The organism is Dawidia soli (genome assembly GCF_018598185.1).
In the GTDB taxonomy this organism is placed as follows: domain Bacteria; phylum Bacteroidota; class Bacteroidia; order Cytophagales; family Cyclobacteriaceae; genus Ohtaekwangia; species Ohtaekwangia soli.
Window position 1 is genome coordinate 1 of record NZ_JAHESC010000071.1, and the last position, 26,550, is coordinate 26,550.

The window sequence follows — 26,550 nt, forward strand, 5'->3', positions numbered from 1 at the left end:
AAGTATAACATGGTGTGGGACAAACTGCTCGGCTTCAACATCTTCCCGAAAGAAGTGGCGGAGCGCGAGCTGCAATACTATCTCACGAAGCAGAATACCTACGGTCTGCCGCTCGACAGCCGCCGCACGTACACGAAATCCGACTGGATCGTGTGGACGGCCACGATGGCCAACGACAGTGCGACGTTTAATAAGATCATCGATCCGCTGTATACCTATGTAACCGGCACGCCTACACGTGTTCCGATGTCGGACTGGTATGAGACTACCGACGGTAAGCAGGTAGGCTTCCAGGCGCGCTCGGTTGTGGGAGGGTATTTTATTAAGTTGCTGGAGGAGGCGCCGAAGGCGGAGTAGTGACGTAACAAAAATGTATTGTAAAAAAGGCCGTCTTGAAAGGGACGGCCTTTTTTTTGTCGGCTGGGTGTTGGGGGGGTGGCGTGTATGTTTAAAAAAAATGGTGTAAAGGCCCGGGAGTCGGAGACTTCCGCGATTGGTGCTCGTCCCATGCCGGGCACAACCCGATAGCTATTGCGGCTTGTCCGAGGCTTTTATTTTTTTGTCGAAGTGGTGGACATTGCGTTACGACGCCTGAACATATTTTGTTGAGGAAGCTTCGCTGGACGACAATAAGGAGGAGGGCGGAGACCCCCGCAATGCCTAGGTCCGAGTCGCCCTCCCTACGGTCGGAAGACTCGAACCAGTCACTACTTTTTTTGCGCTTGCGCGCGGCTTGCTTTGCAAAATATTTTGAACACAGAAATACTATGTACAGCGTTTGGTTTTTTATGACAGTACCTCGCTCCGGAGGCTAAGTAGAGATGCCGTCTCAACGAGACGGCATCTCTACTCATATACTTGTGGTATACTATTGCGGGAGATCTTTTTTGCCGGTTCCCCACTTCGAGGGGGTTTTGCCCATGTAGATCTTTAGGGTGCCGCCGGCGGTGATGTCGGTGTGGCGGATGTACGACTTGGTGTAGGCTTTTCCGTTCAGTTCCATTTTCTGGATGTAGATGTTTTCGGCGCTGTTGTTTGTCACGTCGATCGTGAAGGGTTTGCCGGATGTCTGGATGACGGCGTGGTCGATCAGCGGCGAACCGAATATATACTGACCGTCTGCGGGATTTACGGAGTAGAAGCCCAGCGCTGACAATACATACCAGGCCGACATCTGGCCGACGTCTTCGTTGCCGGCAAGGCCGTCTGGCTTAGAGGTGTAGAAAGTGCTGGTGATCTTGCGAATAAGCGGAGCCGTTTTATAGGGCACGCCGGCGTAGGCGTAGAGATAGGTGGTGTGGTGGCCGGGTTCGTTGCCGTGGGCGTACTGGCCTATCAGGCCGCTGATGTCGGGCGAGCTGCCGTGGCCTAAGTCCGAATCGATTGTGAAGAGCGAGTCGAGCTTGCTCAGGAAGGCTTCGCGGCTGCCGAAGAGCTTGATCAGGCCGGGGGCGTCGTGCGATACCAGCCAGGTATACTGCCAGGCGTTGCCTTCGGCGTAGTCGTCTTCGCGGTGCTTGGACGCTACGGGGTCGAAGGGTGTGCGCCACTGGCCGTTGCTCAGCTTGCCGCGCATAAAGCGTGTTTTCGGATCGAAGTACTGGCTATACAACTTTGCGCGCCTGGAGTAGTATTCATAATCTTCTTTTTTGCCCAATGCCTGGGCCATGCGCGCGATGCAGGCATCATCGATGGCATATTCCAGACCTTTCGCCACCGATTCTACCATGCTATCGGCCGGAATATACCGGAGCTTTTGTACATAGTTGATGCCTTCGGTCTTTTGCATCGCCGATTGTTTTACTGCCTCGTAGGCCAGGTTGACGTCAAAGCCGCGGTAGCCTTTGAGGTAGGCGTCGACAATGACCGGTACGGCGTGGTAGCCGAGCATGGTGTTCGTCTCGCTGCCCATGAGGTGCCATACGGGCAGTTTGCCTTGCTGCTGGTAGATCGCGAGGAAGCTGTTGATGATATCCGGTACGCGGTCGCCGTGCACCAGGGTGTACAGCGGGTGGTATGCGCGGTATGTATCCCAGAGGGAGAATGTGGTGTAGTTTGTAAAGGGGGCTTTTGTATATACCTTCTTGTCGGTGCCGCGGTAGTCGCCGTTGGCATCGTTAAAGAGGGAAGGGGCGATCATGGTGTGGTACAGGGCGGTATAAAAAACTTTTTTGGTCTCCTCCGTCCCTTTGATCCGCACTTTGCTCAGCTCGGTGTTCCATTGGGTGTCGGCCGCTTTTGCCGTGGCGGCGAAATCCCATCCGGGGAGTTCCAGTTCGATGTTCTGGAGCGCGTTTTCGAAGCTTACCGGCGAGAGGCCGACTTTGATCTTCAATACGTCGCCGGGTATATCGCGGAAGTTGAGTATAGCCTGAATGCGCTTGCCTTTTGTTTCGGTTTGGGTGCCGGCGGCAACGGCGCTGTCGTATAGTGCCACCGATGTCACGGGGTGGGAGAGCTTGATGGCAAAGTATTGTCGTTGGTCGGAAGACCATCCTTTTGAGAAACGATAGCCTACGAGGGTTTTGTCGTCTACCTGGCGGATATAGGCCTCGACGGGAGCATCCCAACCGATGCCTTCGATCAGGTCGACCAGTATGTGGGGTGTCTCATACGGTTTTTTGAATGTATACTGGTGCAGGCCAACGCGCGCGGTGGTGGTAAGCTCCGCCTGGATGTTGTATTTGTCCAGCAGCACTTTGTAGTATCCCGGGCGGACCACTTCGTTGGCATGTGAGAAGGTGGACAGGTAGCCCTGATGGGGGTTTTCTTTTGTTCCTTTTTCCAGCACCGGTGCGCCGGTGCCCGGCATGATCACGATGTCGTTCAGGTCGCCGATGCCTGTACCGCTGAGGTGGGTGTGGGCGAAGCCGATGATGGTGTTACTGGAATAGTTGTAGCCGCTGCACCAGTCCCAGCCCTCGAAGATGTTGACGGGCCCGAGCTGCGCGGCGCCGAAGGGCACGTTGGCCCCGACAAACACGTGGCCATGGCCGGCGGAGCCGATCAGGGGATTAACATACGGGGTTAGCGCCTCTTGCGCGCGGGCGCCCGTAAAAAAGATGAAACATACGAAAGTGAAAATGGAAATTCTGGTCATGACCCTGCACGTTTAAAACTGATCCCTACTAAAATGACGAAGCCCCGGGCCGTTTTTGTAAAAGGCCCGGGGGTGTAGAAAAATGGCCTTTGCGTTACGCTAAAAGGGTTTAGCTACGGCGTCAAAAGTAGCCAGGGGAACGTTCAGAAGCAACCCCGCCCATCAATCTTACGCTACCCGGCGCAGGCCGCGCCGCTGCAGGCCCGCCATGGCCGCCACCCACGCAGCCACTCCCAAAATGAGCAGGTTGCCGACCAGCGATAGCGTAAAAGGCTGCAAAGCGACCACCAGGATACTGATCAGTACCCACGCTACGTCGAGTGCGATAATAAGCCGTACCAAGCCCGGCAGCGGTGGCTGACGAAGCGCGGTGACGATCACCAATGCGGCAAATGCCACCAGGAAGAGCCCGACTTCGACAAACGGAGCCGGTGTGGTGACACCAAACCATGAGGCAAATGTACCAGCAAATATCGTCAGCAGCGCGCCTGTTGCGCCCGAGCTGATACCGTTCAGAAAAAGAACATTGCGGAGATTAAACAGGGTATTCATATGGATATGTGTTTTTTGTTTTTGATGGCTCAAAGGTATCCCGCACCCCGGGCCGGAAGCTTACCTTTATGCGCCAAGCGCTTACCATTTTATGCCACTGCCATGGTGGGCGGTAAAAAGCCGGCGTTTTGCTTTTACCTTTGGAGCATGGAAGAACAACGGCATCCTCTGTTAGCCAGTCTGCTGGCGTACGCTGTGCAACGCGGTGTATCTCCGGAAGCGATCACCGGTGCGGCGTACGTGGACTTGCCTGCGCTGCGAAACGGTACGGCGACGATCACTCCGCGGCAATACGACGATTTATGGTTTCATGCAGCACAGTTATGCCAGGATCCGCTCTTTGGCCTGCATTTCGGCGAGTCTGTTCAATTGGCGGCGCTCGGTATTGTGGGGCAGGTCATACAGACGAGCCGTACGGTGGGCGAGGCATTGACAACGGTGGCCCCACTCACGGCGTTGGTGACGGATCAATATGCTGTCGAGATCAAGCGGACGCGTACGTCGTTCACGACCATCCTGAAGCCCGCTGTGTCGGTGAGGGAGCTTTCGCCGGCGGCGCGGCATCTGCGGGACTTTCTCGCGGTGTTTATGATCCACGAGCTGGACGGTTTGCTGTTGAAGAAAGTGCAGCCGCTGGCTGTTACGTTTCCTGAACCTGTCGCGCCGGTGACGGAGTATACCCGTGTGTTGCGTTGTACGCCTACGCGAAAGGGAGGGGCGTGTTCGATCACGTTTGAAGCGCATTACTGGGATGAGCCGATCCTTACGGCGAACTATGCGTTGCAGCAACTCTTGCTGCCGCGTGTTGTGGGTATAGGTATCGTTGATTCGTCGCCGGCGGCAACGCCTGTCTTTAAGGATCGCGTCATGGCGTGCCTGGAGGGACATAGTTACCTGGGCATTCTTACGCTCGAGGATGTTGCTGCTAATTTCAATATGAGTGCCCGTAGCCTGCAACGTCGGTTGTCGGAGGAGAATGTGTCTTTTCAACAGCTTGCGGATGATGTGCGGAAGGCGCTGGCGCTGCGATACCTTTCTGCGCGGAGTCATCCTATGAAGGAGATCTCGGCTATTCTGGGGTATAATGAGCTGAGTGCTTTCAGTCGTGCTTTTAAGCGGTGGACGGGTAAGACGCCGATTGAATATCAGGCGTAAAGGCGGTCGGGAGACCGCCAGCCATCCGCCGGTAGACGGACGTGGTACGGGTATAAAAAAGGGCGTCCCGATTTTTGGGGCGCCCCTGTTCGTTCTGCAAGACAATCGTTAGTAATTCTGGTTTTGTGTCAGCGTAGTTTCGCCGTTTACCTGTGTGTTTAGAATCTCTTGCAACGGTATCGGAAAGTACTCGTGCTTATTCGGTACAAAGCGCACCCCGTTCAGGTAGGCTCGTTTTGTTCCCTCGACCTCATAGTATGCATTCAGGGTTTCCGCGGCGATCCCCCAACGCACGAGGTCAAACCGCCGGTGTCCTTCCATGGCAAACTCCAGTCGCTGCTCAAACTGTACGGCCTTCAACGCCATATCGGCGTCCGTCCACGGATCGGTATATTCGTTGATCAGGTAGTTGGCGGCCGGGGTTCCGTCGGCATTTTTGACCCAGCCGTCGGGATCGGCGGCCCGTGCGCGCACCTCGTTCACATAGTCGCGGGCCGTCTCCAGGTCTGCCTGTCGCACGGCGATCTCCGCGAGCCAGAGCAACACATGCGCATAGCGGATCATGCGGTAGTTGTTGGCGTTGAGGCGAGGGTTTCCGACAAAGGTATTGGTGCCGACGTCCGAGCGGTACATCACGTGTTTCTTCGGAGAATAAGGACCTGCATAGGCCTGGTCGCGAACGTAGGTCTTGCCGGGGTGTACGCCCCAATCGAGGTACGGTATGCCACGGCGGCCGACGGTCCAATCGAGCCGCGGGTCGAGTGTGCCGGTATAGGGCGTGAATTCGCCGGTGGCTTCGATGCCCTGATCGTTCTTGACGTCTTCGTCGTTGAAGGTGTCGAGCAGGGGTAAGCCGTCGGGTCCTGTCTTAAAGGCATTGACGAGATTTTGCGAAGGTTGGAAAAACCCACAGCATGTCGTCACGCCGCCACCGCCGTACGGATAGTTGAGGGTAGAACCGATGTTTCCGTTCTCGCCGGCGGGGGCGCCGTCGTTCACCGAGTATTGTACTTCAAAGATCGATTCGATGTTGTTGTTGGTCGCCGCGCGGAAGTTATCGTGAAAGCGCGGTACGAGGTCATATTGATTGCTGGCGACAATTGCTTCGAGCAGAACCCTGGCCTCGGGATATTTTTCCTGGAACATGTAGGCTTTGGCGAGCATCGCCGCCGCGGCCCATTTGGTAGCGCGTCCCCGCTGGCGCTGGGTCGTGGGCAGGACGTTGTAAGCAGCCAGCAGGTCTTCTTCGATGTGGGGCCAGATATCTTCGTTGTTGGGCACTTTGGTGCTTTCCAGGTCATTGGGGTCGTATATCGTCTCGTCGATATAGGGCACCATGTCGAACATCTTTTTCAGCTCGAAATGATAGTGGCCGCGGAGGAAGCGCGCTTCGGCCACCAGCTGCGTCCGCTGATCCTCGGTGATGTTCGCGGTGATCTGGGGCAGCAGCTGCAGCAAGTCGTTGCAGCGGGCGATGCCATCGTACATGCCGCGCCATTTGCCGCGGAAATATATGTTATCCGGGGCGATGTTGGCTTGCTCGATGAGCGAGATGGGAGGCTGGTCGCCCGCGATCGTGCCCTTATAGGCATCGTCGGAAGCGACGCTGCCATACACCCAGTTGTCGGCGCCAACCTGGTAGGAGCGATAGGCGCCTTCTGCTGTAGCCCAGCCGTCGAGCAATGAATAGGCGGCGGTCAGCAGGGAACTGGCGCCTGCATAGCTCTGCAGCGAAGGCGTGAGCAGCGCAGCCTTCGGTTTGGTTTCGAGGAAGGAGTCGGAGCAACCCGTCCACAGGCTGAACAGGGCGATGCCGCAGAGAAGGATGATCTTTTTGTCGAAGGTGGTGATGGATCGTTTATTCGTTTTCATAAGGCTTGTCGGTTTAGAAGGTGAGGTTAAGGCCAACCAGGTATTGTTTGGAGGCAGGATATGCTCCGCCGTCTACACCCAACTGGCGGTCCGTGCCGGAAGTATAGCTATAGGTGCCGGCCACGCGGTCGTTACCCGAAACATAGTTGCGCAGGTTGATCTCCGGGTCCATGCCCGAATAATTGGTGAGCGTGATCAGGTTCTGCCCCTGTACATAGACACGCACGGACGACAGCCCGATCTTGGACACGAGGGTCTGCGGCAGGGAATAGGTAAGCTGTATGTTCTTAAACCGGAAGTACGAGCCGGATTCGATATAATACGTCGAAGGCAGGATGCTTACCTGGTCGCTGGACGTGAGCTGGGGCAATACGGCATCGGTTTTGCCCGGGCGCCACGATTCGTATAACATCCGCTTGCTGCGGTTGCCGGCGAAGGTGGGGAAGTCCGTCCAGTATTTGACGTAGTTGAAGACGTCGTTGCCGGCCACACCCTGGCCGAAAATCGTCAGGCCAAAGTTTTTATACCGCACGTTCAGATTGATGCCATAGGTGAAGTCGGGATGGGGGTTTCCGATGATCGTGAGGTCGCGTGTATTGATCACGCCATCGGGCACTCCTTCGGGACCACTCACATCGCGGAAGATAAACCGGCCTGCGCGGTTTTGGTTGGTGCCCAGGTTGTTGGTGGGCGCGGCCGCCGCCTCGTCGTCGCTCTGGAAGATGCCGTCGATGATATACCCGAAGAACGATGAGATGGGGTAGTCCTGCTGTGTGACGACAAAATTCTGAATACGCTCGTCGTTGATGCCGAAGTATTGCGTGTTGGCATCGCCGGTGGTTTTGGTCACCACGTTGCGATACGTGCTGAAGTTACCTTCCACATCGTAGAACACTTCGCCGCCCATGGCCAGGCCGTGATACGCCACCGCCAGATCGATGCCGCGGTTGCGCATGGAACCGATGTTTCGGAACGGTACGGTCGCCACACCGGAGGTAAGCGGACTGGCCACCGGAAACAGCATGTCGGAGGTAATGCGATTATACCAGTCGAGGTTGACATCGAGCTTATTCCCCAGCAGCGTGAAATCGAGGCCGACGTTCGTCGATGTGGTGGTTTCCCATTTGGCGTTCGGGTTGCCGAACTGTGTTATTTCGTACCCCGGTACGGCCGATGTGCGCGAGCCGTTGAGGTCGTACGCCGATGTAGCGGGGTTGGTGGAGAAGATCGTGAACGGGTTATAATAGCCGATCTCCTGGTTACCGGTCTGGCCCCAGCCGGCGCGCAGCTTGGCACGGTCAAGCCAGTTGCCCAGGCCCTGTGCAAAGCGCTCTTCAGAAAGCACCCACCCGGCGCTTACCGCCGGGAAGTAGGCCACCAGGTTGTTGGCTGAAAACCGGGACGAACGGTCGCGGCGCAACGTACCTTCCAGCAGGTATTTATCGGAAAGGTTGTAGTTGATCTTGGCAAACTCGGATGCGAGCATCCAGTCGCTGGCGCCACCGTTGTTGGTCTGCGCGCCCGTGCCGCTGCCCAGGTACCGGTTTTCGAGATCGTCTGACGAGAAATTCGTGCGGCTGGCATCGAACGTTTCGTAGTAGTCTTTGATAGCCTCCGTGCCGATAATGAAGTTGAACCGGTGGATGTCGTTGAAGGTAACGTTGTATGTCAGCGTGTTAAACCACGTCCAGGTCCATTCGTAGTTGTTGATGGTCTTGAGTGAGTTGGAGCCACGTGATTCCGACGACTCGATGTCGCGAATAATATAATCGCGGAAGTTGAAGGTATTGTAGTCCACACCGAAGCTGGTCTTTGCGGTGAGATTGTCCAGGATATCCACCTCGGCATACGCATTACCAAACAGGCGCAGCTCTTTCTGAATATTGTCTTTATTGCGCCAGAGATCGGCCACGGGGTTCCGCGAGTTGTCCAGGTCGGTACCGCGCGTGCCGGCGAAGGTAATGCCCGATACATCGTATACCGGGACGATCGGCTGAATGCGAAAGGCAAAGGACGTGGGGTTGCTTTCGTGGCTGTTGCCGTTCGGCTGGTTCACCCGCTGGCCGAAGGCTACCTGGAAATTCTCGCCGAAGCGCACGCGCTTGTTGATGTTGAACTCCGTGTTGGCGCGAAGCGAGTACCGTTTGTAGTTGGTATAGATCATGATCCCTTCCTGGTCGAAGTAGTTGAGCGACATGGCATACCGGCCGCTCTCGTTACCGCCCGACACGCCGATCTGGTGGTTTTGAATGGGAGCGGGGTCGAAGATCTCATCCAGCCAGTCGGTGCCCTGTTTATTGGCTTTGGTGATCAGCCATTTGTCACGGTTGAAATTAGCGTTGTCGATGTCACGGCTGTAGTTGATGTAATTGCCGTTGGCGTCCTGCGCGATCCGGGGGTCACCTTCCATGGCTCCCGCAGGGAATATATAGTCGGGGATCACCGGTGTGGGACCGTTGCCGAACTGTGCGTGGCGGGGGTTACCGTTGTCGCCGACCACGCCGGCGTTGATGCGTGACTCCCACGTCAGTTGGGCATATTCCGAGGTGTTTAACAATTCCAGCAACTTGCCCGGTCGTTGGGTACCTACATACATGTCATAGGTGAAGACCGGCTTGCCGGCCTTGCCCTTCTTGGTGGTGATAATGATCACGCCGTTTCCCGCGCGCGATCCATAGATCGACGCCGCGGACGCATCCTTCAGAATCTGCATGGACTCGATGTCGTTGGGGTTGATGGTATTGATATTGCCCTTGGTGGGTACGCCATCCACGACATACAGCGGCGAGTTGTCGTTGATCGTACCAAAGCCGCGGATGCGAACCATCACCCCGCCACCGGGGCTGTTTTCATTGCCGACGGTCACGCCGGCTACTTTGCCTTGCATGGCCTGTCCGAAGTTGGTGGAAGGTGTCGTCAAGAGCCGGTTGGCGTCGATGGTCGCGACAGCCCCGGTGATGTCCCGCTTTGATTGCGAGCCGTAGCCGGTCACGACGACTTCGGAGAGCGATACAACGTCGGGTACGAGCGAAACGTTGATGATCGTCTGGTTGTTGACCGGTATCTCCTGAACAGTATAGCCAATAAAAGAGAATACCAATGTAGCGGTTTCCCCGGCCGAGATGCGGTAATTGCCGTCGGCATCAGAAGTTGTACCATTGGAGGTACCTTTTACCAGGATGTTCACTCCCGGCAGCGGGTTGTTCGTGTCGTCGGTTACGCGGCCGGTGATCGTGATGTCGATCGGAGATCGGGTGTTGATCCGTTCAGGAGCTGTAGCAGTCGTTGCCGCATGAGCAAAAGCGTGGGCCTGCAACAGGCAGAAGCCTGCCGTCAGGGCCATACCGCACCAGGTTTTGTGTAGTGGTATGCGCATAGTGTTTAGGGGTTATGTTGATAAAAAGATTCATTGTGGACATAGTTCAGGTATAGCAATACATGTACATGTTTACCAATCGTAAAGCCCCTATAGAAACTACCTGCGGAAATACCTCCTCTCACATAGCGATCTGCACAGAAGGCCGGTTAAGAAATTGCAATAGAAATTCCTGCGATATACCGGTCTATATCGCCTCGTACAGTCTACCAGAAAGCAAGCAAACAAATCGCGGCCGACGGTATCGGCCTGTCAATAGAAATGAAATAACGTAATGAAGATAAGAGAATAATTGATAAGTTGAAATCGTGTGCGCACAATTGTATACATCTTCCCGCAAACAATATCGAAACGTTAACGCAGGTATGCGAACGCGTGTTGGTGGGAGGGGAGACGCGGTACGGGTGTTATTGCTCGAGGTCGAAACTGCGCGGGTAGCCGGCGTGGTGGGCGCGCGTGTAGTCGTCTTCGTCTTCGACTTTTTTGTCCACAACATTCACGATGGCTTCCAGGAAAGCGCTTAGGCCGGGGGAGACCACACGGCGGTAGGTTTCACTGTGGTAGTAGTCCACGATCTGGCCGGGTTTGCCGGTAAAGGTTCCCTCCGTGTCATAGCACAGGTAGTCGCCGCCGCCGTTTTCAAACACGGGGATCCAGCTCACGCGCCACCAGTTCCGGATCTTGAACTGATCTTCGGTCTGTTCGGAGGTCGTGAGGTCGTTCAGCTCGTCGCGGTTCATCAGCGCTTCCTCCAGCGTCATGAAGGTTTTATTGCCAAAGAGGGATCGCGTCTTGTCGTCAAAGCGCTGGCCATTCTTCCAACGGTAGAGCTCCCGCAGCTCGGCCGGCACCTCGGTCTTGTATTTTTTCTCGAGGGCCTGGATCTCCGCCTCGGAAAGCGGGGCCTGGAGGGTGGCGTACAGGGCGGGATCGTTTGTCCGGATGCTGGCATCCAGGCGGAGGAGGAGGGCCCTGAGGTCGGCCAGAACAAAGTGCTCCATAACAAGGGGAAGGGTTTCTTTGTTACGCCTTGCCATACTGACGGTGGCGGTCGTCAGGAGGGGAAGGAGGAACAGGATCAATAATAATTTCATAGACGGAGGGTGATATCTATACTATATATACAACGAAATATAGCACCATCGGCCGTTAGTCCCTCGGCGGCGTAAGTATTCTGATGAAATTGCTGTTTTTTTGCCACTCCGTCAACCCGGAAACCTTCACGGGGCAGGGCTTCGCGCCGGTGATCTGCCGCCGGTCCGGAAAGCAAAAAGCCCAGGCTCGCCGGAGCAAGCCTGGGCCTGGGGCCTTCATGTAAGTTTAATGTACGATCACCTCGCCGCTCAGCACGCTGGTGTTGCCGGCGGGTGGGGTTTTGTATCCGCGCACCAGCACCGTCTTATAGGCGCCGGCCGACAGCGATACGTTGGGGATGTTCAGCACGGACTGGCCGTCGGCCGTGATTTCAAAGTTATACGACTGGGCGTCCACTTCCTGGAACGCCGTCGCGCCTTTAAAGGGCTGGGCATCCGTGAGGTTGCCGGCGGCATCTTTTACTTTCAGCGTCAGCGGCGCGGCATCGGGCGACAGGTTGACAAAACGGATCATCGCTTTGCCCGTGGCCGGCTCCGTAGCCGACGAGTCGGTCAACACCAGTACTTCGGCGTTCTCATAGTTGTCGACGACAAAAATGGAGTATGCACGGTTGTCCTCCAGCGTAACGGCCGTGTCCAGCGCTACGTTGTTCGCCCCGTATGGGCCAAACTCCAGCGTGCGCTTGCCGGTATGGAACCGCAGGTAGCCGGTGTAATCCGCGTATTCCAGCGGGGCATTGCTGTTGATCAGCCGATCGTCGACGACGACATTGAGGGCCGGTGCATTCGGCGATGCATTGTACAACGAGACATACGATACGGGTATGTCTACGATATTGTCGTTGGAGTCATCATCCAGACAGCCTCCCATTACCAGGGATACGCAGGCCATCAAACCCACCATTCCCATCCGATACGTTTTTCTGGTCTTCATCATTCTTAATTGGTTGTTTTTACGAGTCAATACAGCGCTACGCCAGAAGACAAAGGAGCTTCCGGTACTGTTTCCAGCACAGTCGGGTATCTGGTAATACGCTAGAGTAGAAGTTTTATCAATCGCTACATTCCTCCGCCACAGAAGGGCTTACTTGATCTTAGACACACGAAAGCAACGAAAGGTTCGGACGGCTTTTGAAAAATGGCTTTGCCGGCTGCGTTCCGGCGGCCGTTTCCGTTCATTGGTCGGCACTCTTTTTTAACGATCCCGGGATAAGAAAACGTAAGCTATGATCACACGCATTTGGCACGGGCGGACCCGCCCCGAACATCAGGATCAGTACCTGGAGCAGCTGCTGACCGCCGGCACAGAAGAATACCGGCAGACACCGGGCAACCTGTCGGCCAGGATATGGCGCAAGCCGGAAGCGGATGCCTGTCACTTCTGGACCGTCACGGAATGGAGCGATCTGCCGTCGGTCAAGGCCTTCGCGGGCGAGGATTTTGACCGGGCAAAATATTATCCCGAAGATCAGGGCATCTTGCTGGAATTCGAAGAGCAGGTCCAACATTATGAATGTTTCGACGCATCCCGCACGAAGATCCATTACTACATATCCCAGTTGGAGCAGACCTACCACGGCGGTAACTGGCTTAACGAAAGCTTTGCTGGCAAATTGCGTGAGCTCACCGCCGCGCAGGCCTTTGCCACGCCGATCGCCGGCGTACACAGCGTAGCCGAACTTGTATGGCATTGCATTTATTGGCGAACGGTCCTGATCCACGGGCTGCACGGCGACACCCGCTACCGCGACGAAACGCGCGCGCGTTTTGATTTTTTGCCGCTGGAGGCGTTGCAGGAGAAAGGCTGGGAAGCGCTCTGCTACGAACTGCAGAACACACAGGTGACGCTGCGGGCGTTACTGCTGCAGAAGAACGACGGATACCTGCAGGAAGAATACCGGCCGGGATATACCTATGAGCAAGCTCTTGCCGGAACGATTCAGCACGATATATACCACTTGGGGCAGATCGGGCTGGTATTGAAGATCCAGCGGGTAGTCGGGAAGTCCGTGTGAATGTACTACGTTTGAGAAAGACGTTGGCAGGGGAATGTATAATTATGCAGGTTACGACGCTACCGCTGGGCAGTCGGGAGACTGCCCCCATACTGGGTCCAGGTCGCTCTCCCTTCGGTCGGAAGACCTGAACCAGAAACCCCGTTCTTTTTTCTTCGCCCTCACGTCACACTCACGCTGCATTCAGGAGTGCATGCGTGCCTGGAAAGGCTCGCGTAGATTGGCGAGGGCTTTGTGGAGGAGATTGTAAACAGACTGGGCGTTGATCTCCATGATCTGCACGATCTCGGATACTTCGAGGTCCTGGTAAAAACGCAGGTAGATAATTTCCTTCTGACGCCTGGGCAGCGTGTTGAGCAGCTCGGCAAATTTGTTGGACATCTCGCGCAGCGTTTGCTCGCGGATGAGGTGATGCTCGATCGAGAACTCGACGTCGAAGTAATAGTTGTCTTCGATGCTTTCGACATTCAGGTGCCACCGGTTCTTGTGCAGCTCGCGAAAGATCTTGTGTCGTACGCTTTTGAAGAGATAGGACTTCACATAATCGGTCGCGCCGATGGTCTGGCGGTTACGCCAAAGCTCGAGGAACAGCTCTTGCAAGCAATCTTTTACGAACTCGGCATCTTTGGTGAATTTGGTTCCGTAGCTGAACAAGCTCCGATAGTGCGTCGTGATGAGCGTTTCAAAGCTGGCTTTACTTCCCTTCCTAAACTCCTCCCAAAGATTCCCGTCGTGCTCCGTGGATGGTTGTGATTTCAAGCGTACTCGATGTTAAGCTTGTATTAAGCGGTTAAAGGTTGGACTTTTTTACCGGATAAAAAAGTGTATGCCCTGCGTGCAAACGTTGTTTAATAGCTAAAACCCCGTTTTTAGGGCTGTCGCCCTCATTTTTGAAGATTTAAAAAAATCTTTTCCTGCAGAAGAGTAGAAAGATGCAATCGTTGTCTATCCTCATTATACACACGATTGCGGTCAATGGATCATTATAGACAGTATACAGTAGAGAACTTCGTCGATGACAGCCGGTTCCGGGCCTGGGTGCGGCATCCCCATGCGAACGAGGACCAGGCCTGGCAGCGGTGGCTGGAGGAGAACCCGCAGCAGCGCGGCACGGTCGAACGTGCCCGGGCCATGGTGCTGGCCATTCACCCCGTGCATGCCGAAACGATCAGCGATGCGGAGATACACGACGAAGTAACGCAGATACTGGACATCCTCGACGAAGATGCCCGGCAGATCGTGCAGGAAGAAAAGGTCTCGCGCCGCCCGATTTATTGGCTGGCGATCGCTGCATCGGTCATCCTGTTGCTGGTCGCCGGCGGGTATATCGTTGCCACACGGATGACATCGGACACCGTGCGCCCTGCCTATACGGCTGACAACTATCGCATCGAGCGCGTAAACGAAAGTGAGGAGCCCATCCTCATCACTCTGCCCGACAATAGCTCCGTGCTGCTTTCGCAGAACAGCCGGATACTCTATCCGAAGGCATTTGGTGGTGACACGCGCGAAGTGATGCTGGAGGGACAAGCATTTTTTGAAGTGACGAAGAATGCGAAGAGACCCTTCTATGTCCATGCCGGCCACCTGGTGGCGAAGGTGCTGGGGACGAGTTTCGAGATCAACACGCAGGCTCCCGGGCGCCAGGTGCGTGTGATCGTACGGACCGGTACGGTGGGAATTTATACCGACAGCGCCACGCCGCAACAGGATCCTGAACAGAAGCCCAACGTGGTCCTGACGCAGAACGAGCAACTGACCTATGGCGACGTGGGCCAGCAGTTGCAGCACACGCGGCTGGAAGCGGCGGCGGTCGATGCTCTCGACGTGCCCGATACCTATCTGCAGTTCACCGGCACGCCTGTCGCAGCGGCGTTCGAGGCACTGGAGAAAGCGTACGGTGTGACGATCGCCTACGACCCCGCACAAGTCGTGGGATGCTCGGTAACGGCCCGGTTCACCGACGAGCCCTTTGCCCTTAAACTAGACCTGATCTGCCGGTCCATCGGCGTGCGCTATACCCTGGCGAACGACCGTGTGACGATCGAAGGAGCCGGCTGTAGAAATTAACCTATGCTAACCAACCCCCTGCCTATGAGATAACAGCAATACCCCTAAAAACAAAGGGACCGATGATGTTCGCAGCATCACCGGTCCGGTGTAATAAGTAATAATAAAAAACTATCCAATGTATGGAAAAATCTTTACATGTCCATCGCTCATTTTTCATGTTCATTATGAGAGTAGCCATGATTCCGGTTCTAGCCATCCTGACCTGTTCGGGAATGGCCCTCGCCACCGAGACCCGCGGACAAGAAGCACTCGACCGTCGCATATCGCTTGACGTCGAAAACCAGGAGATGATCACGCTCCTGACCAAGATCGAAGAAGCCGCCGGCGTGCGGTTCATCTACAGCCCCGAAGTAGTGCCTGTGCACGAAAAGGTGAGCCTGAAAGCCGACAACGACGAACTCAACCTGGTGCTGCAACGGCTCTTTTTGCCGTATGCCATCGCCTTTGAGGCGGTCGCCGACCAGATCGTGTTGCGCAAGCAAGCGGTGCGGACGTCGGTCGTCATGCCGGAGGAACAGCCGCTCGACCGGACCATCACCGGTAAGGTCATGGATGAGACCGGTAGCGCGCTGCCGGGTGTCAGCGTATTGGTGAAAGGCACGACCATCGGTACGGTAACCGACGCGGAGGGCCTGTATACCCTCAAAATCCCGACGGCGTATGAGAGCGGCGTCCTGCTGGTATCGTTCATTGGTTATGCCACCCAGGAGATCCAGCTTTCCGAGCGCACGCAGGTAGACATCCAGATGGAGCCCGATATCCGCTCGCTGGAAGAAGTCGTGGTCGTGGGGGCATCTCTGAAAGAGAAAGACCTGACCGGTGCCGTGGTGAACGTAAGCGAGTCTACGTTGCGGGAGCGTCCGGTAGCATCGGTGAACGAAGCGCTGCAAGGTCGCGCGGCGGGTGTATATATCCGGAACAACGCGCAGCCGGGCGGTGATGTTACGATCAAGGTACGTGGTAACAACTCGATGCAATACGGCGCCAGCCCCATCTACGTAGTGGACGGCGTGGTAATGGAGCGCGATTTTAACATGATCAACCTCAGCGACGTCGCATCCATCAACGTGTTGAAAGATGCATCGTCTACCGCGCTGTACGGATCGCGCGGTGCCAACGGTGTGGTGATCGTCACGACCAAGAAAGGGAAGAACGGCGAAGGCAAGATCACGTATGATGGCTGGGTAGGTGTACAGGAGTTTTTGAATGAAGACATTACCCTCGGTGCCAACGATATGTACAATCTGCGCATCGACGCATTGGAGAATGCACCGACGGTAGGAGAGGCGTACTACAATGCAAACCCCGGCGCGACACACGACGACTTTATGCGTGACATCGTATTGGGTCAGAATCGTTTTGCCGACTATGAGCTCCGCGCGCACGCTGCCGGCAGGAACTACAACTGGCTGGATAAGGTCACCCGTTCGTCGGCCATACAACAAAACCACGTGCTCGGATTTTCCGGTGGTACCGACAAAGGCTCGTACTACATCAGCCTGGGCTACCTGGATCAGCAGGGTCTTATGAAAAGCTCCGGCTTTAAACGTTATACCGGCCGCATCAATGCCGAGCAATCCATCAAGTCATGGTTGAAAGTAGGAACCAACACTTCGTTCAGCCGTACGCAGGAGGACCTCGTAGACGACCAGGCATTTGCGGACGCACGGGCTGCCAACCCCATGCTGTCTACCGACACGACCGCCTTGTACCTGGCCTGGGGCAACAACTGGGATCAGGATGCCGAGAACCCCGTCAACACACTGCGCATCGCCAAGGATCGGAATAAGAACCGGGTTTTCTCTTCCAATTACCTGAGCGTTAACCCGATCGAGGGGCTGACCATCCGTACCAACCTGACGGTGGACTTTATCGACCAGGAATACTACGAGTATATCCCGAGCGACATTCAGCAATCGAAACGCAGTGGCTATGCGGGGCAGGCCAAACACAACATGGACCACGTGTTCAACTTCCAGTGGGATAACTCGATCACGTATGCCAAGCAATTCGATCAGCACTCCCTGACCTTCCTGGTCACGACCAGCATGAGCCGCAACACCTTCAAGTGGACAAACGCCACCGGCCGCGGTTTCCCGCTGGACGACTTCAGCTACTACGGTCTTGGTGCAGCCTATGATCGCAATAACTTCGAGCTGGGCGCAGACTATACGCGCTCGGCGCTGATGTCCTACCTGGGGCGTGTGAACTACGAATATGACGACCGCTACATGGCCACCATCACGGCGCGTATCGACGGCTCGTCGCGTTTCGCCCCGGGGCATCGGTGGGGTGTATTCCCGTCGGTGGCATTGGGCTGGAACCTGGCCAACGAAGGCTTCCTCGAAGACCAGGAGCTCTTTGACGTGATCAAGCTGCGCGCCGGCTACGGCCGTGTGGGCAACCAGAACATTCCCGACTATGCGTTCTATACCCGCTACAACGCGTCGTACTCGAACGGTACGGTCGTGTTCCGTCCGAACGACCTGCGCGGTACATGGGGCCTGACCTGGGAGAAACAAGATCAGTTGAACGTAGGAGTGGACCTTGCGGTGCTGAACAACCGCGTTACGTTCACGGCCGACTACTTCAACATCGTCAACTCCAACCTGCTGATGAAGCGTTCACTCTCTACGACGACGGGTTTCCCGTCTACGATCGAGAACGTAGGCGAGATGACCAACCGCGGAGTGGAGTTCACGGCGAATGCAGCCGTGGTGCAGACCGACGACATCCGCTGGAATCTGTCGGCCAACCTGTCGGTAGACAAGAACAAAGTGACCGAGCTGTATGGCAATACAGACGCGATCTACAACCTGGGCGGCTTTACAAACACCGACATCCAGCGCGAAGGCAACTTTTTTAAAGGCGAGTCGATCAACACCATCTATATGCTGGAGTTCGATCGGATCATCCAGGAGAGCGACATGGAATATGTGCGCGGCCTGGTGACACCCGGCAAAACGCTGCGCCCGGGCGATATCCTGCCGAAAGACCAGCAGAAACCGGGTGAAGTAGGCTATGGGGTGATCGATGAGAACGACCGCGTCATCATCGGCAAGAAAGACCCGAAATTCTACGGCGGCTTCTCGTCGGTCGTATCGTGGAAAGGCCTTTCCCTGAACGCCCTGTTCACGTATTCGTATGGCGCAAAGGCGGTGAGCTGGTATTATGAGCAGTTGATGAGCGGCACCGGTTATACCGCCGCGCACAAAGACATGCTCGACCGCTGGACGCCGACCAACACCGATACGAACATTCCCCGCGCCAGCTTCGACAACGGCAGCCGCTACTCCGCCGGCGAAACGTCGTGGGGTATTCAGGATGCATCGTTCCTGCGCTTGTCAACAGTAACCCTGTCGTATGATCTGCCCAAGACACTAATCGGCCGCGCCGGCCTGACAGATGCCCGGTTATACGTGACCGGCAACAACCTGAAGACCTGGACCAAATACAACGGATACGATCCTGAGAACGGCGACGGGTATCCTACTGCACGGATGTTTGTGGTAGGTGTAAACCTCGGTTTTTAATCAGTCGGTAGCGGATCAAAATTTTATATACTATGAAAAAGATGACAACACGCTATATCGCTCTTTTCGCAGTGGTTATGCTGGCATCCTGTTCGGATTTCCTCACGGAGAAGCCGAAGGTACAGCTGGTAGAGGAAGATTTGTTTAGTGACGACAAAAAGATCGTCTTTGCCGTGGACGGCTTGCTGACGCAGTGGCGCAACACGCGCCAGGACCGCGGTGCCCTGATTCTGGAACTGGGTACCGACGAAGCACAGCAAGGTGGTCAGCAGGTGCGTGAAAACAGCACGCAGGCTGCCCTCGATCGCTATGATGCCGCCCTGGACGCACCCAACTCGACTATTGCCGACCTGTGGAACAAGCGCTGGTCCATCATTGCCACCGCGGCCAAGATCTATACGTATGCCAGCACCAATGAACTGAAAGCTTACGGTGCCTTCCTGCGGGGGACGCTTACCTATGAGTGTGCCATGTTTTGGGGCGAGGTGCCGTTGATCTCGGTAGAGAACAATCGCCTGGGCCGCCAGCCGCTGGCCGATGTATATGCGAGCATTATCAGCGACCTGGCGTTTGCCGGTCAGTATCTGCCCGAACATCAGGACGATCTCAAGCGCCCTACACGCTATGCCGCCCTGGCGTTGCTTGGTAAGGTATATATGTCGATTCCGGACGGCGGCGGCACACGCGACTATGCCAAAGCGATAGAATACTTTGACCAGGTGATACCGCACTATCAATTGGTAACAGATTACGGACGGATCTTTGACGCCGAGCAGAATCAGAACCTGACCGAGTCTATCTATTCGTTCCAGTTTCGAAATCAGCAACCCGACAACAGCATGGTGCAACACCATGCCGGCTCGCGTGCGGTAGCCAATCTGGACGGAAACGTATACTTTGGCGGTTATGACCTGGCAGTGCCGACGGAATATTACTACAGTGATGTAGCGGATGGTGGTATTTGGGAAGACGGCGACACCCGTAAGTTGGCCAGCATCCGCTACGACCTCACGCTGCCCGACGGCCGCGTGCCGGAACTGACCTGGACCGGTCAGCAAGACGAGCTGGGTCCCCACACCCGTAAGTTCGAAGACATCCGTACCAACGGGAAGGTAAACTTTTGGAACGGGGGCTCGATCATGCCCTATCTGCGCCTGTCTGACATTCTGCTGTCGAAGGCGGAGTGTCTGAACGAGCTGGAGCAAACGGGTGCGGCCGTAGACCTGGTAAACACCACGGTGCGTACACGCGCCTTTGGCGGCTCGCTTACGGCCGAGCAAACGTGGTCTGCCAGTATGTCGCAGGACGATTTCCGCGAAAATATACTGGACGAGCGCATGCGGGAGCTGGCGTTTGAAGGCTGGCGCCGCATCGACCTGATCCGTACCAAACAGCTGGTCCCCCTGGTAAAGGCGCGCAACATCTGGGCCGGAGGTCCGGATGGCCGGATCGACGAGCACCACCTGCGGTACCCGATACCCGATACGGAGATCAAACTCAACGAGTTTATCGACGTGGACGACCAAAATTCCGGCTACTAACGAAAAACAATAAAATAAAAAGCGATGCGTATAGCGCATCGCTTTTATTTTTACATCCCCAACCTGAACAAACCAAACATGAAGTATGTCTTTTTATGCCTGATCTTCGGCCTGCCGGGGGCGCTACGGGCGCAGGAAATCATTCCGTATGGTGACGGCGGCCAGATCGAGTACAACCTGCAAACGGGCACCTATACCGTCCTCCAACAAGATAAAGCCTATATTACCGATGCCCGGGCCGTGGTGTATAATGGCACGACCGAAGTGACCAGTACAGCCTATACCAGCCGCACCATCGAGCGAAGCGACATCCACGACGCGTTCGGCGCGGGTCAGAAGATCGTCATCAACCTATCGGGTGCCGGGCTGCCTGACCTGCAGCAGGTGTTTTATACGTATGGCGGCAAGCCCTATTTTCTCATCGAAGTATACCTGCGCGGCACTGCCGTCAGCAGTAATTATATGGCACCGCTGGTGTCGGCCCATGCCTCGAGCGGCGTAACGGGCGACAACCGGGTGCTGCAGGTACCGTTTGACAACGATACTTTTATACGCTACAGATCCCGTTCCATGAGCAGTACGGTAACGAATGTCAGCTCGGAAGTAACGGCGTGCTACGACAACGTCAGCCGCACGGGCCTCGTCATCGGCTCCGTCGAGCATACGGACTGGAAGACAGGCGTCCGTACCACCGGGGCGGGCAGCCAATTGACCGAGCTTACGGCCTGGGGCGGTTACACCGACAAAGACATCACACGCGACGGTATCGCGCACGGTACCCTGAGCGGTACCGCCGTGAAATCGCCCCGGATGTTCGTGGGCTTGTTTGCCGATTGGCGTACGGGTCTGGACGAATACGGCAAGGCCAACGCGCTGGCGGAGCCCCGCTATATCTTCCACTGGGATAAGCCCACGCCCTTCGGCTGGAACAGCTGGGGTGCGATCCAGGATAAGCTGACCCTCGACAATGCAAAGGCTGTTGCCAGCTTTTTTGCCACGAGCGTTCCCGCCTACCGCAACGGAGGTACGGCCTATATCGACCTGGATTCGTACTGGGACAAGCTGTCGAGCGACGGTATTATCGGCGACTTCAGCAAACTGAAAGCTTTTGCCGACCACTGCAAAGAGCGGGGCCTGCAACCGGGGATCTATTGGGCGCCCTTTGTCGACTGGGGCAAATCCGACCGGAAGGTGGAGGGCAGTAACTACTCGTATCCTGAAACATGGACAAAAGCCAAGGGTGCCTATCACGACCTGGACGGAGCGCGTGCCATGGACCCCACGCACCCGGCCACGCAGAAACGCATCGACCTGCTGATCAACAAATTTAAAGACTGTGGCTTCACGATGATCAAGGTGGACTTCATTGGACATGCCGCCATCGAAGCCGACAGTTATTTCGATCCCACCGTGAAGACCGGCATGCAGGCGTTCCGCAAGGGTATGGAGTACCTGGTCGACCGCCTCGACAGCAAGATGCTGGTCTACGTGGCGATATCGCCCAACCTGGCGACGGGCCGTTATGCGCACATGCGCCGCATTGCCTGTGACGCCTATTCCAACATCGGCGCGACCGAATATACTCTCAACAGCACGACCTACGGCTGGTGGCAGACCTATGTGTATAATTATATAGATGCCGACCACATCGTGTTTAAAAGCGAAACAGCGGGCGAAAACCGGGCACGCTTTGCGTCAGGCCTGATCACGGGAACGCTCATCACCGGCGACGACTTTTCGACCTCCGGTCCGTGGACCTCTACGGCGCGTCAGCTGTTGCAAAATGAAGACCTGCTCACCATCGCCCGGAATGGTGTCGCCTTTACGCCGGTGGAAGGAAATGCGGCGGAGAGCGCCAGCGAGGTTTTTGTGCGGACCATCGGGACAAGCCAGTACGTGGCCGTCATCAACTATGGCGATAAAAAAACATTCGACCTGAGCCTGAGCCGGCTGGGTATTGCGTCAGGCGAGTATGCCGTAAAAGAATTGTTCACCGGCCAGGTAACGGGGTTACAGGGCTCGACGTTATCGCGTGCCCTGCCCGCACGCGATGCCGCCATCTTCCGGTTGACACCCGGCACCGTTACGGGGACGCTCACGGAAAATGCAAACGATACGGCCACCCTGTCGCCCAACCCCGCGACAGACATGGTAAAGATTCAAAGCGCGAAAACCATTCGTACGTTGAAAGTACTGTCGGCCGAAGGAAAGGTGATGAACGAAGTGAAGAACGTAAAGAGCAAAGAGTATAGCTTTAGTGTGGCAAGCTTCCGAAAAGGAATATACATCGTTACACTGGTGCATACAGACGGCACCACAAAAGTGTTTAAGGTGGTGCGTGACTGACCGGGAAGACATTAGTTTGTGAACGGCAAGCAGGCATGCCGGCAACGTTTGACGAGAGCGGCAGCCGGGTGCCTGTTTTGTTTTTGTCCAACCCCGGTCATCACAACGTGGTCGCTGTTGGTAGCGTGTGGAAGGAATTTCACAAAATAGTCGTTCCAACGATCACTACCTCATAATACAGGTACATAGAAAATCTACGTATATATTACGTAGATATACAGATGCCCGTGGGGTCTTTGCCATGCTACCTTTATGGTGTGTAAAGAAAAACCCCTCCGGATATGACACGTACATGTCGGATTTTTAAGGGGGCCAGCTATTCACTTTTTACATGTCTGCTGCTTTCAGTAGCATCTTGCTCTGGCGATGATGGCCCCGTCGGGCAGCAGCGAGCTAAATACCGGGACGATGCACCGGAGGTCGTTGGCGAGGAAACACAAGACAGCCAGACGTCGGGTTACTTTGAAGGTGTTGTAGAAGGCACACGTGCCGACGGTACACCGTTTTCGGAATCGTTTCAGTATACCTACCGCCCCGGTGTAGGGGTGGGGGGCGACTCTCTGAAATTGCACCGTCGCCTGCGTGACGAAACACACGCGCCCTATCTTCGCCTGGAGGCTGCCATTCAGCACCGTGGCGGGGCGCAGGAGACACTCGTGCCGGTCTATCTGGCATTTGAGTTCAGCAAGGCGCTGTCGGCTACAAAGCAGCTCTATCTGTATGCCGAGTATTACGGGAGGAACTATTCGAGCGATCTGAAGATCGTCCGATACGACCGTGACAAGACAACGGGCGCCGTGCGCTTTGATTTTACATACGAGGGCAGCGGCCAAAACGACAATTCGACCAACCGTTCGCTGCGGATCCGGGGCCATTTCATCTCCGGAACCGAACCATTGTTCGCCGAGGTCGTTAACCGTTGGAACAAATAATCATATTGTACAGACACGAAAAAATTGACATAGGTTGTTTAGGTTTGGGGTAGGAGGGCCATCCACATGGTCCTCCTTTTTACCTTCCTATAAATTCATTCGGCCGGGGCTTGAATTTTTTGAACCGATTGCCGTATTATTGCAGGCCTTACGGCAAAAGACAAACCGTTCCATAGATTAATCATCCGACGCTCGCCTTTTTTAAAGACCACCCTCGTTTAACTTATCCACTCAGCATCCTAAATCGTACATGAATTTTGAAATTGAACTTGGCCAGCACTACCTGTTGGATGGCAAGACCGATGTTATCGCGTTAAAAGTTGTGAATCGCGCCAAGACTGTCTACAACGTGGAAATCCCCGGCAAGTCGATCCTCTCTGTGGAAAGAGAGCGACTGTCGAAGATCGTTGAAGAAACCGAGACGCCGGGTAAGAGCTAAGCGGCGGAGTGCTCCGATCAGATCCTGCGGCATCCGGTATGTCGAAGGCAGTGCTTTGCGCGTTCCCGGCGACATTCCGTATCTTGGCGGCATGACGGTACGCGAGCATTACGACAATCACCTCGGGAATATTTATGCCTGGATGGTCGGCGACTTTGCCAGCCGCCAGCAAGCGTTCCAGGATTTCCTGGTCGACCAGCAGGTCGTGCCTGCCTCTACGGGCATTGCCCTTGACCTGGGCGCCGGCCACGGACTGCAAGCGGTATCGTTGGCACGGCAGGGTTTTGCTGTAACGGCCGTTGACTTTAACGATCAACTGTTACAGGCACTTGCACACAACACGCAGGGGCTTACGGTCGGGATCGTAAAAGATGATCTCCGCCAGGTGCACCGCTTTGCCCACCTGCGGCCCGAGCTGATCATTTGCTGGGGCGACACCCTCACCCATCTCGACAGCCGCGACGACATCGCCGCACTGATTCGAAGCGCGTGCTCTATGATCGCCCCCGGCGGACTGCTCATGCTTTCCTTTCGCGACTACACCACACCCCTTACCGGCGACAGCCGTTTCATTCCTGTCAAAAGCGACGACACCCGCATCCTGACGTGCATTCTCGACTACGAACCTGACTCCGTGCGCGTGACCGACCTGCTCCATACAAAAACTTCTGAAGGCTGGCAACAGCAGGTCAGCTCATACCGGAAGGTCCGGATCGCGCCGGCCGAGGTCGTGGCGATGCTGGAAAGTAGCCAGATGACGATCCGGCTGCACGAGACCATTCAGCGCATGGCGACGATTATTGCCGTTAAATCGAAGGGATAGCGAAATTAGACTCGTAAAGATTGACCTGGCAGGTGTTAGGACGGTAATTGGCCGGGCTTCATGAGCGGGGGCGGCTCAAAAAAAACAGGTGTCCCTGTCCAATTGTAAGGTGCCGGATCATTGTGGGGATGTAAATAATCCCATATACACATGAAACAAAGAACAAATTTCTTCCGGAAAAATCCCGCCGTCACCCAGCTGTTGTTCAACCTCTCCGGCTATCTGTCGAAGTCGAAGGTAGAGCAGTCCTTGCTGCAACTGGTGAACTTCCGCGTATCGCAGATAAACGGCTGCGCCTTCTGCCTGAACGCCGACACTGCGATGCTGCGTGCCAATGGCGAAACAGAACAGCGACTTTACGTACTGAACGCATGGCGCGAGGCACCCTTTTACACAGAACGCGAGCGGGCCGCCCTGGCGTGGGCCGAAGCCGTCACCAACGTACGCGATGGGCATGTGCCTGACGAGGTATACGAAGCCGCTACAAAACACTTCTCCGAAGAGGAACTGATCGATCTCACGCTGACGATCACGACAACAAACACTTACAACCGATTCAACATTTCTTTCCGCACGCCGGCCGATGTGCCCAAGCCGTGGGAGAAGGCTGTGGAGGCGGTGAAGTAAAGGTCGGAACGCTAACGGGACAGCTTATCCAGTCGGTCCTTTTCTTTCGGGGTAAGGCTGTCAAAACCCGACGTGTGGATCTTTTCCAGGATGCTGTCAAGCTCTGCCTGCCGCTGTCGTTTGTTGTGGTTGTACCGGTCGTCTTTTGTTTCACCGAAGTTCCGGTGCACAAAACTACCGGTGACAACATAGGCAGGTCGCCGGCGTACCAGGAAAAGAAAGACCAACGCCGGCACGAGTGTCAGCAGGATGGGCAGGGTGTTGTCGAATATCGTTGAAGGATAAAGCCCGATCAGCAGTAGCTCGCCGGTGATCGCTCCGCCAAGATGGGCCTCGTGGCCGATGTTGCCGTTCTTGGCGCCGATGCCATAGATGGTGATCAGCACATAGGCCAATCCAAAGAGCCATCCTGGAATAGATACATCCGGAAGCATGATCAGCCCCAGCCCGATGCCAGGGTCATAGGCAATGGACGCGAAGATCATACCACAGACAGCTCCCGAGGCCCCCACGGCGGTATATTGGCTGTTGAGGCGGTTCATATAAAGCGACAGCAGGTTGCCGCCGATCAGACTGGCGAAGTAAAGCAGCAGGAAATATACCGGCCCGATCTCAAACTCGAGACTGGAGAAGGAATACAACGAAAACATGTTAAACAACAGGTGTCCCCAGCCGGCGTGCAGGAAGCCGGATGTTACCAGGCCTTTGTAGTCCTTCCGGCCGAGAATGCGGCTGGTATTAAAGGCGTAGGCGTTGAAAAAATGGTCGTCTTTGAAGCCCTTGTAGGAGGCGAGAACAGTGATGAGAATGATGATCAGACTGACGATTCCGATGTCCATAGCGCATTGAGCGTGAAACGCTTGCGCTAAATACGTGATCCGGTTACAAAAGTGACTGGGAATGCAAGAAATTATTGTGGTCTTTTGCGAATATGGATAGGGAGGCGGGGGCGGCCGGCTGCCGGCCGGTGGGGGCCCCGGGGGATAGGCACAAGGGGCGGGTAACCCCCAGGATATGTTACAACACGGCCCCCCCCCGCGGGATAGGTGGTGAGGCAGGGGCGGTGGGGGCA

At 55.6% G+C, this 26,550-nt stretch carries 19 protein-coding genes; 11 read left to right on the forward strand and 8 right to left on the reverse strand.

The features are described 5' to 3' along the window. Positions 1-357, forward strand: a 357-nt coding sequence (locus KK078_RS28565; protein ID WP_254094050.1) for a DUF1793 domain-containing protein, incomplete at its 5' end; no start/stop codon positions are given. A 511-nt stretch (positions 358-868) separates the two neighbouring features. Here the strand turns inward: KK078_RS28565 and KK078_RS28570 are convergent. Then, entirely contained in the window at positions 869-3,100 is a 2,232-nt protein-coding gene (locus KK078_RS28570; RefSeq protein WP_254094058.1) for a GH92 family glycosyl hydrolase, read from the reverse strand. Positions 3,101-3,268: 168 nt separating this feature from the next. Then, a complete protein-coding gene (locus KK078_RS28575) occupies positions 3,269-3,652 on the reverse strand; it encodes a hypothetical protein (protein ID WP_254094060.1) in 384 nt (127 codons plus the stop codon). 147 nt (positions 3,653-3,799) lie between these two features. Between KK078_RS28575 and KK078_RS28580 the strand changes: the two genes are divergently transcribed. Beyond that, positions 3,800-4,807: an AraC family transcriptional regulator gene (locus KK078_RS28580; protein ID WP_254094061.1), complete on the forward strand. Its 1,008-nt coding sequence runs from the start codon at positions 3,800-3,802 to the stop codon at positions 4,805-4,807. 108 nt (positions 4,808-4,915) lie between these two features. Here KK078_RS28580 and KK078_RS28585 read toward each other — a convergent pair whose 3' ends face one another. From KK078_RS28585 to KK078_RS28600, 4 genes are all read right to left on the reverse strand, one after another. Further along, positions 4,916-6,679 carry a RagB/SusD family nutrient uptake outer membrane protein gene (locus tag KK078_RS28585; protein ID WP_254094063.1) on the reverse strand — a complete coding sequence of 588 codons (1,764 nt, stop codon included), beginning with the start codon at positions 6,677-6,679 and terminating at the stop codon, positions 4,916-4,918. A 13-nt stretch (positions 6,680-6,692) separates the two neighbouring features. Next, positions 6,693-10,055 (reverse strand): SusC/RagA family TonB-linked outer membrane protein, encoded by a 3,363-nt coding sequence (locus tag KK078_RS28590; protein WP_254094065.1) that lies wholly within the window; start codon positions 10,053-10,055, stop codon positions 6,693-6,695. Positions 10,056-10,462: 407 nt separating this feature from the next. After that, the gene (locus tag KK078_RS28595; protein ID WP_254094067.1) at positions 10,463-11,149 is read right to left on the reverse strand and encodes an SMI1/KNR4 family protein; all 687 of its coding nucleotides are present in this window, start codon (positions 11,147-11,149) and stop codon (positions 10,463-10,465) included. Between the two features lie 226 nt (positions 11,150-11,375). Further along, positions 11,376-12,086: a DUF4397 domain-containing protein gene (locus KK078_RS28600; RefSeq protein WP_254094069.1), complete on the reverse strand. Its 711-nt coding sequence runs from the start codon at positions 12,084-12,086 to the stop codon at positions 11,376-11,378. Between the two features lie 289 nt (positions 12,087-12,375). Between KK078_RS28600 and KK078_RS28605 the strand changes: the two genes are divergently transcribed. Beyond that, positions 12,376-13,164: a DinB family protein gene (locus KK078_RS28605; RefSeq protein WP_254094071.1), complete on the forward strand. Its 789-nt coding sequence runs from the start codon at positions 12,376-12,378 to the stop codon at positions 13,162-13,164. A 183-nt stretch (positions 13,165-13,347) separates the two neighbouring features. On the opposite strand, the gene KK078_RS28610 is transcribed toward KK078_RS28605, so the two are convergent. Next, positions 13,348-13,923, reverse strand: a complete 576-nt coding sequence (locus KK078_RS28610; RefSeq protein ID WP_254094073.1) for an RNA polymerase sigma factor — start codon at positions 13,921-13,923, stop codon at positions 13,348-13,350. Between the two features lie 216 nt (positions 13,924-14,139). On the opposite strand from KK078_RS28610, the gene KK078_RS28615 reads away from it, so the two are divergent. The 8 genes from KK078_RS28615 to KK078_RS28650 all read left to right on the forward strand — a co-directional run bounded on the left by KK078_RS28615 (position 14,140) and on the right by KK078_RS28650 (position 25,478). Then, positions 14,140-15,234: a FecR family protein gene (locus KK078_RS28615; protein ID WP_254094075.1), complete on the forward strand. Its 1,095-nt coding sequence runs from the start codon at positions 14,140-14,142 to the stop codon at positions 15,232-15,234. A 179-nt stretch (positions 15,235-15,413) separates the two neighbouring features. Beyond that, on the forward strand, positions 15,414-18,770 hold the full coding sequence (locus KK078_RS28620; protein ID WP_254094077.1) for a SusC/RagA family TonB-linked outer membrane protein: 3,357 nt from the start codon (positions 15,414-15,416) through the stop codon (positions 18,768-18,770). Positions 18,771-18,802: 32 nt separating this feature from the next. Beyond that, positions 18,803-20,311 carry a RagB/SusD family nutrient uptake outer membrane protein gene (locus KK078_RS28625; RefSeq protein WP_254094084.1) on the forward strand — a complete coding sequence of 503 codons (1,509 nt, stop codon included), beginning with the start codon at positions 18,803-18,805 and terminating at the stop codon, positions 20,309-20,311. A gap of 24 nt (positions 20,312-20,335) precedes the next feature. Next, positions 20,336-22,657, forward strand: coding sequence for a T9SS type A sorting domain-containing protein (locus KK078_RS28630; RefSeq protein WP_254094087.1), 2,322 nt, complete (start codon positions 20,336-20,338; stop codon positions 22,655-22,657). 281 nt (positions 22,658-22,938) lie between these two features. Then, positions 22,939-23,589, forward strand: coding sequence for a hypothetical protein (locus KK078_RS28635; RefSeq protein WP_254094090.1), 651 nt, complete (start codon positions 22,939-22,941; stop codon positions 23,587-23,589). A 250-nt stretch (positions 23,590-23,839) separates the two neighbouring features. After that, positions 23,840-24,028 (forward strand): hypothetical protein, encoded by a 189-nt coding sequence (locus tag KK078_RS28640; protein ID WP_254094092.1) that lies wholly within the window; start codon positions 23,840-23,842, stop codon positions 24,026-24,028. A 91-nt stretch (positions 24,029-24,119) separates the two neighbouring features. Then, complete coding sequence (locus KK078_RS28645; protein WP_254094094.1) at positions 24,120-24,851, forward strand: class I SAM-dependent methyltransferase; 732 nt, start codon at positions 24,120-24,122, stop codon at positions 24,849-24,851. Positions 24,852-25,001: 150 nt separating this feature from the next. Next, positions 25,002-25,478 carry a carboxymuconolactone decarboxylase family protein gene (locus tag KK078_RS28650; RefSeq protein ID WP_254094096.1) on the forward strand — a complete coding sequence of 159 codons (477 nt, stop codon included), beginning with the start codon at positions 25,002-25,004 and terminating at the stop codon, positions 25,476-25,478. A gap of 11 nt (positions 25,479-25,489) precedes the next feature. Here the strand turns inward: KK078_RS28650 and KK078_RS28655 are convergent, their stop codons facing one another. Then, entirely contained in the window at positions 25,490-26,317 is an 828-nt protein-coding gene (locus KK078_RS28655; protein WP_254094098.1) for a rhomboid family protein, read from the reverse strand. Between the last annotated feature and the right edge of the window lie 233 nt (positions 26,318-26,550).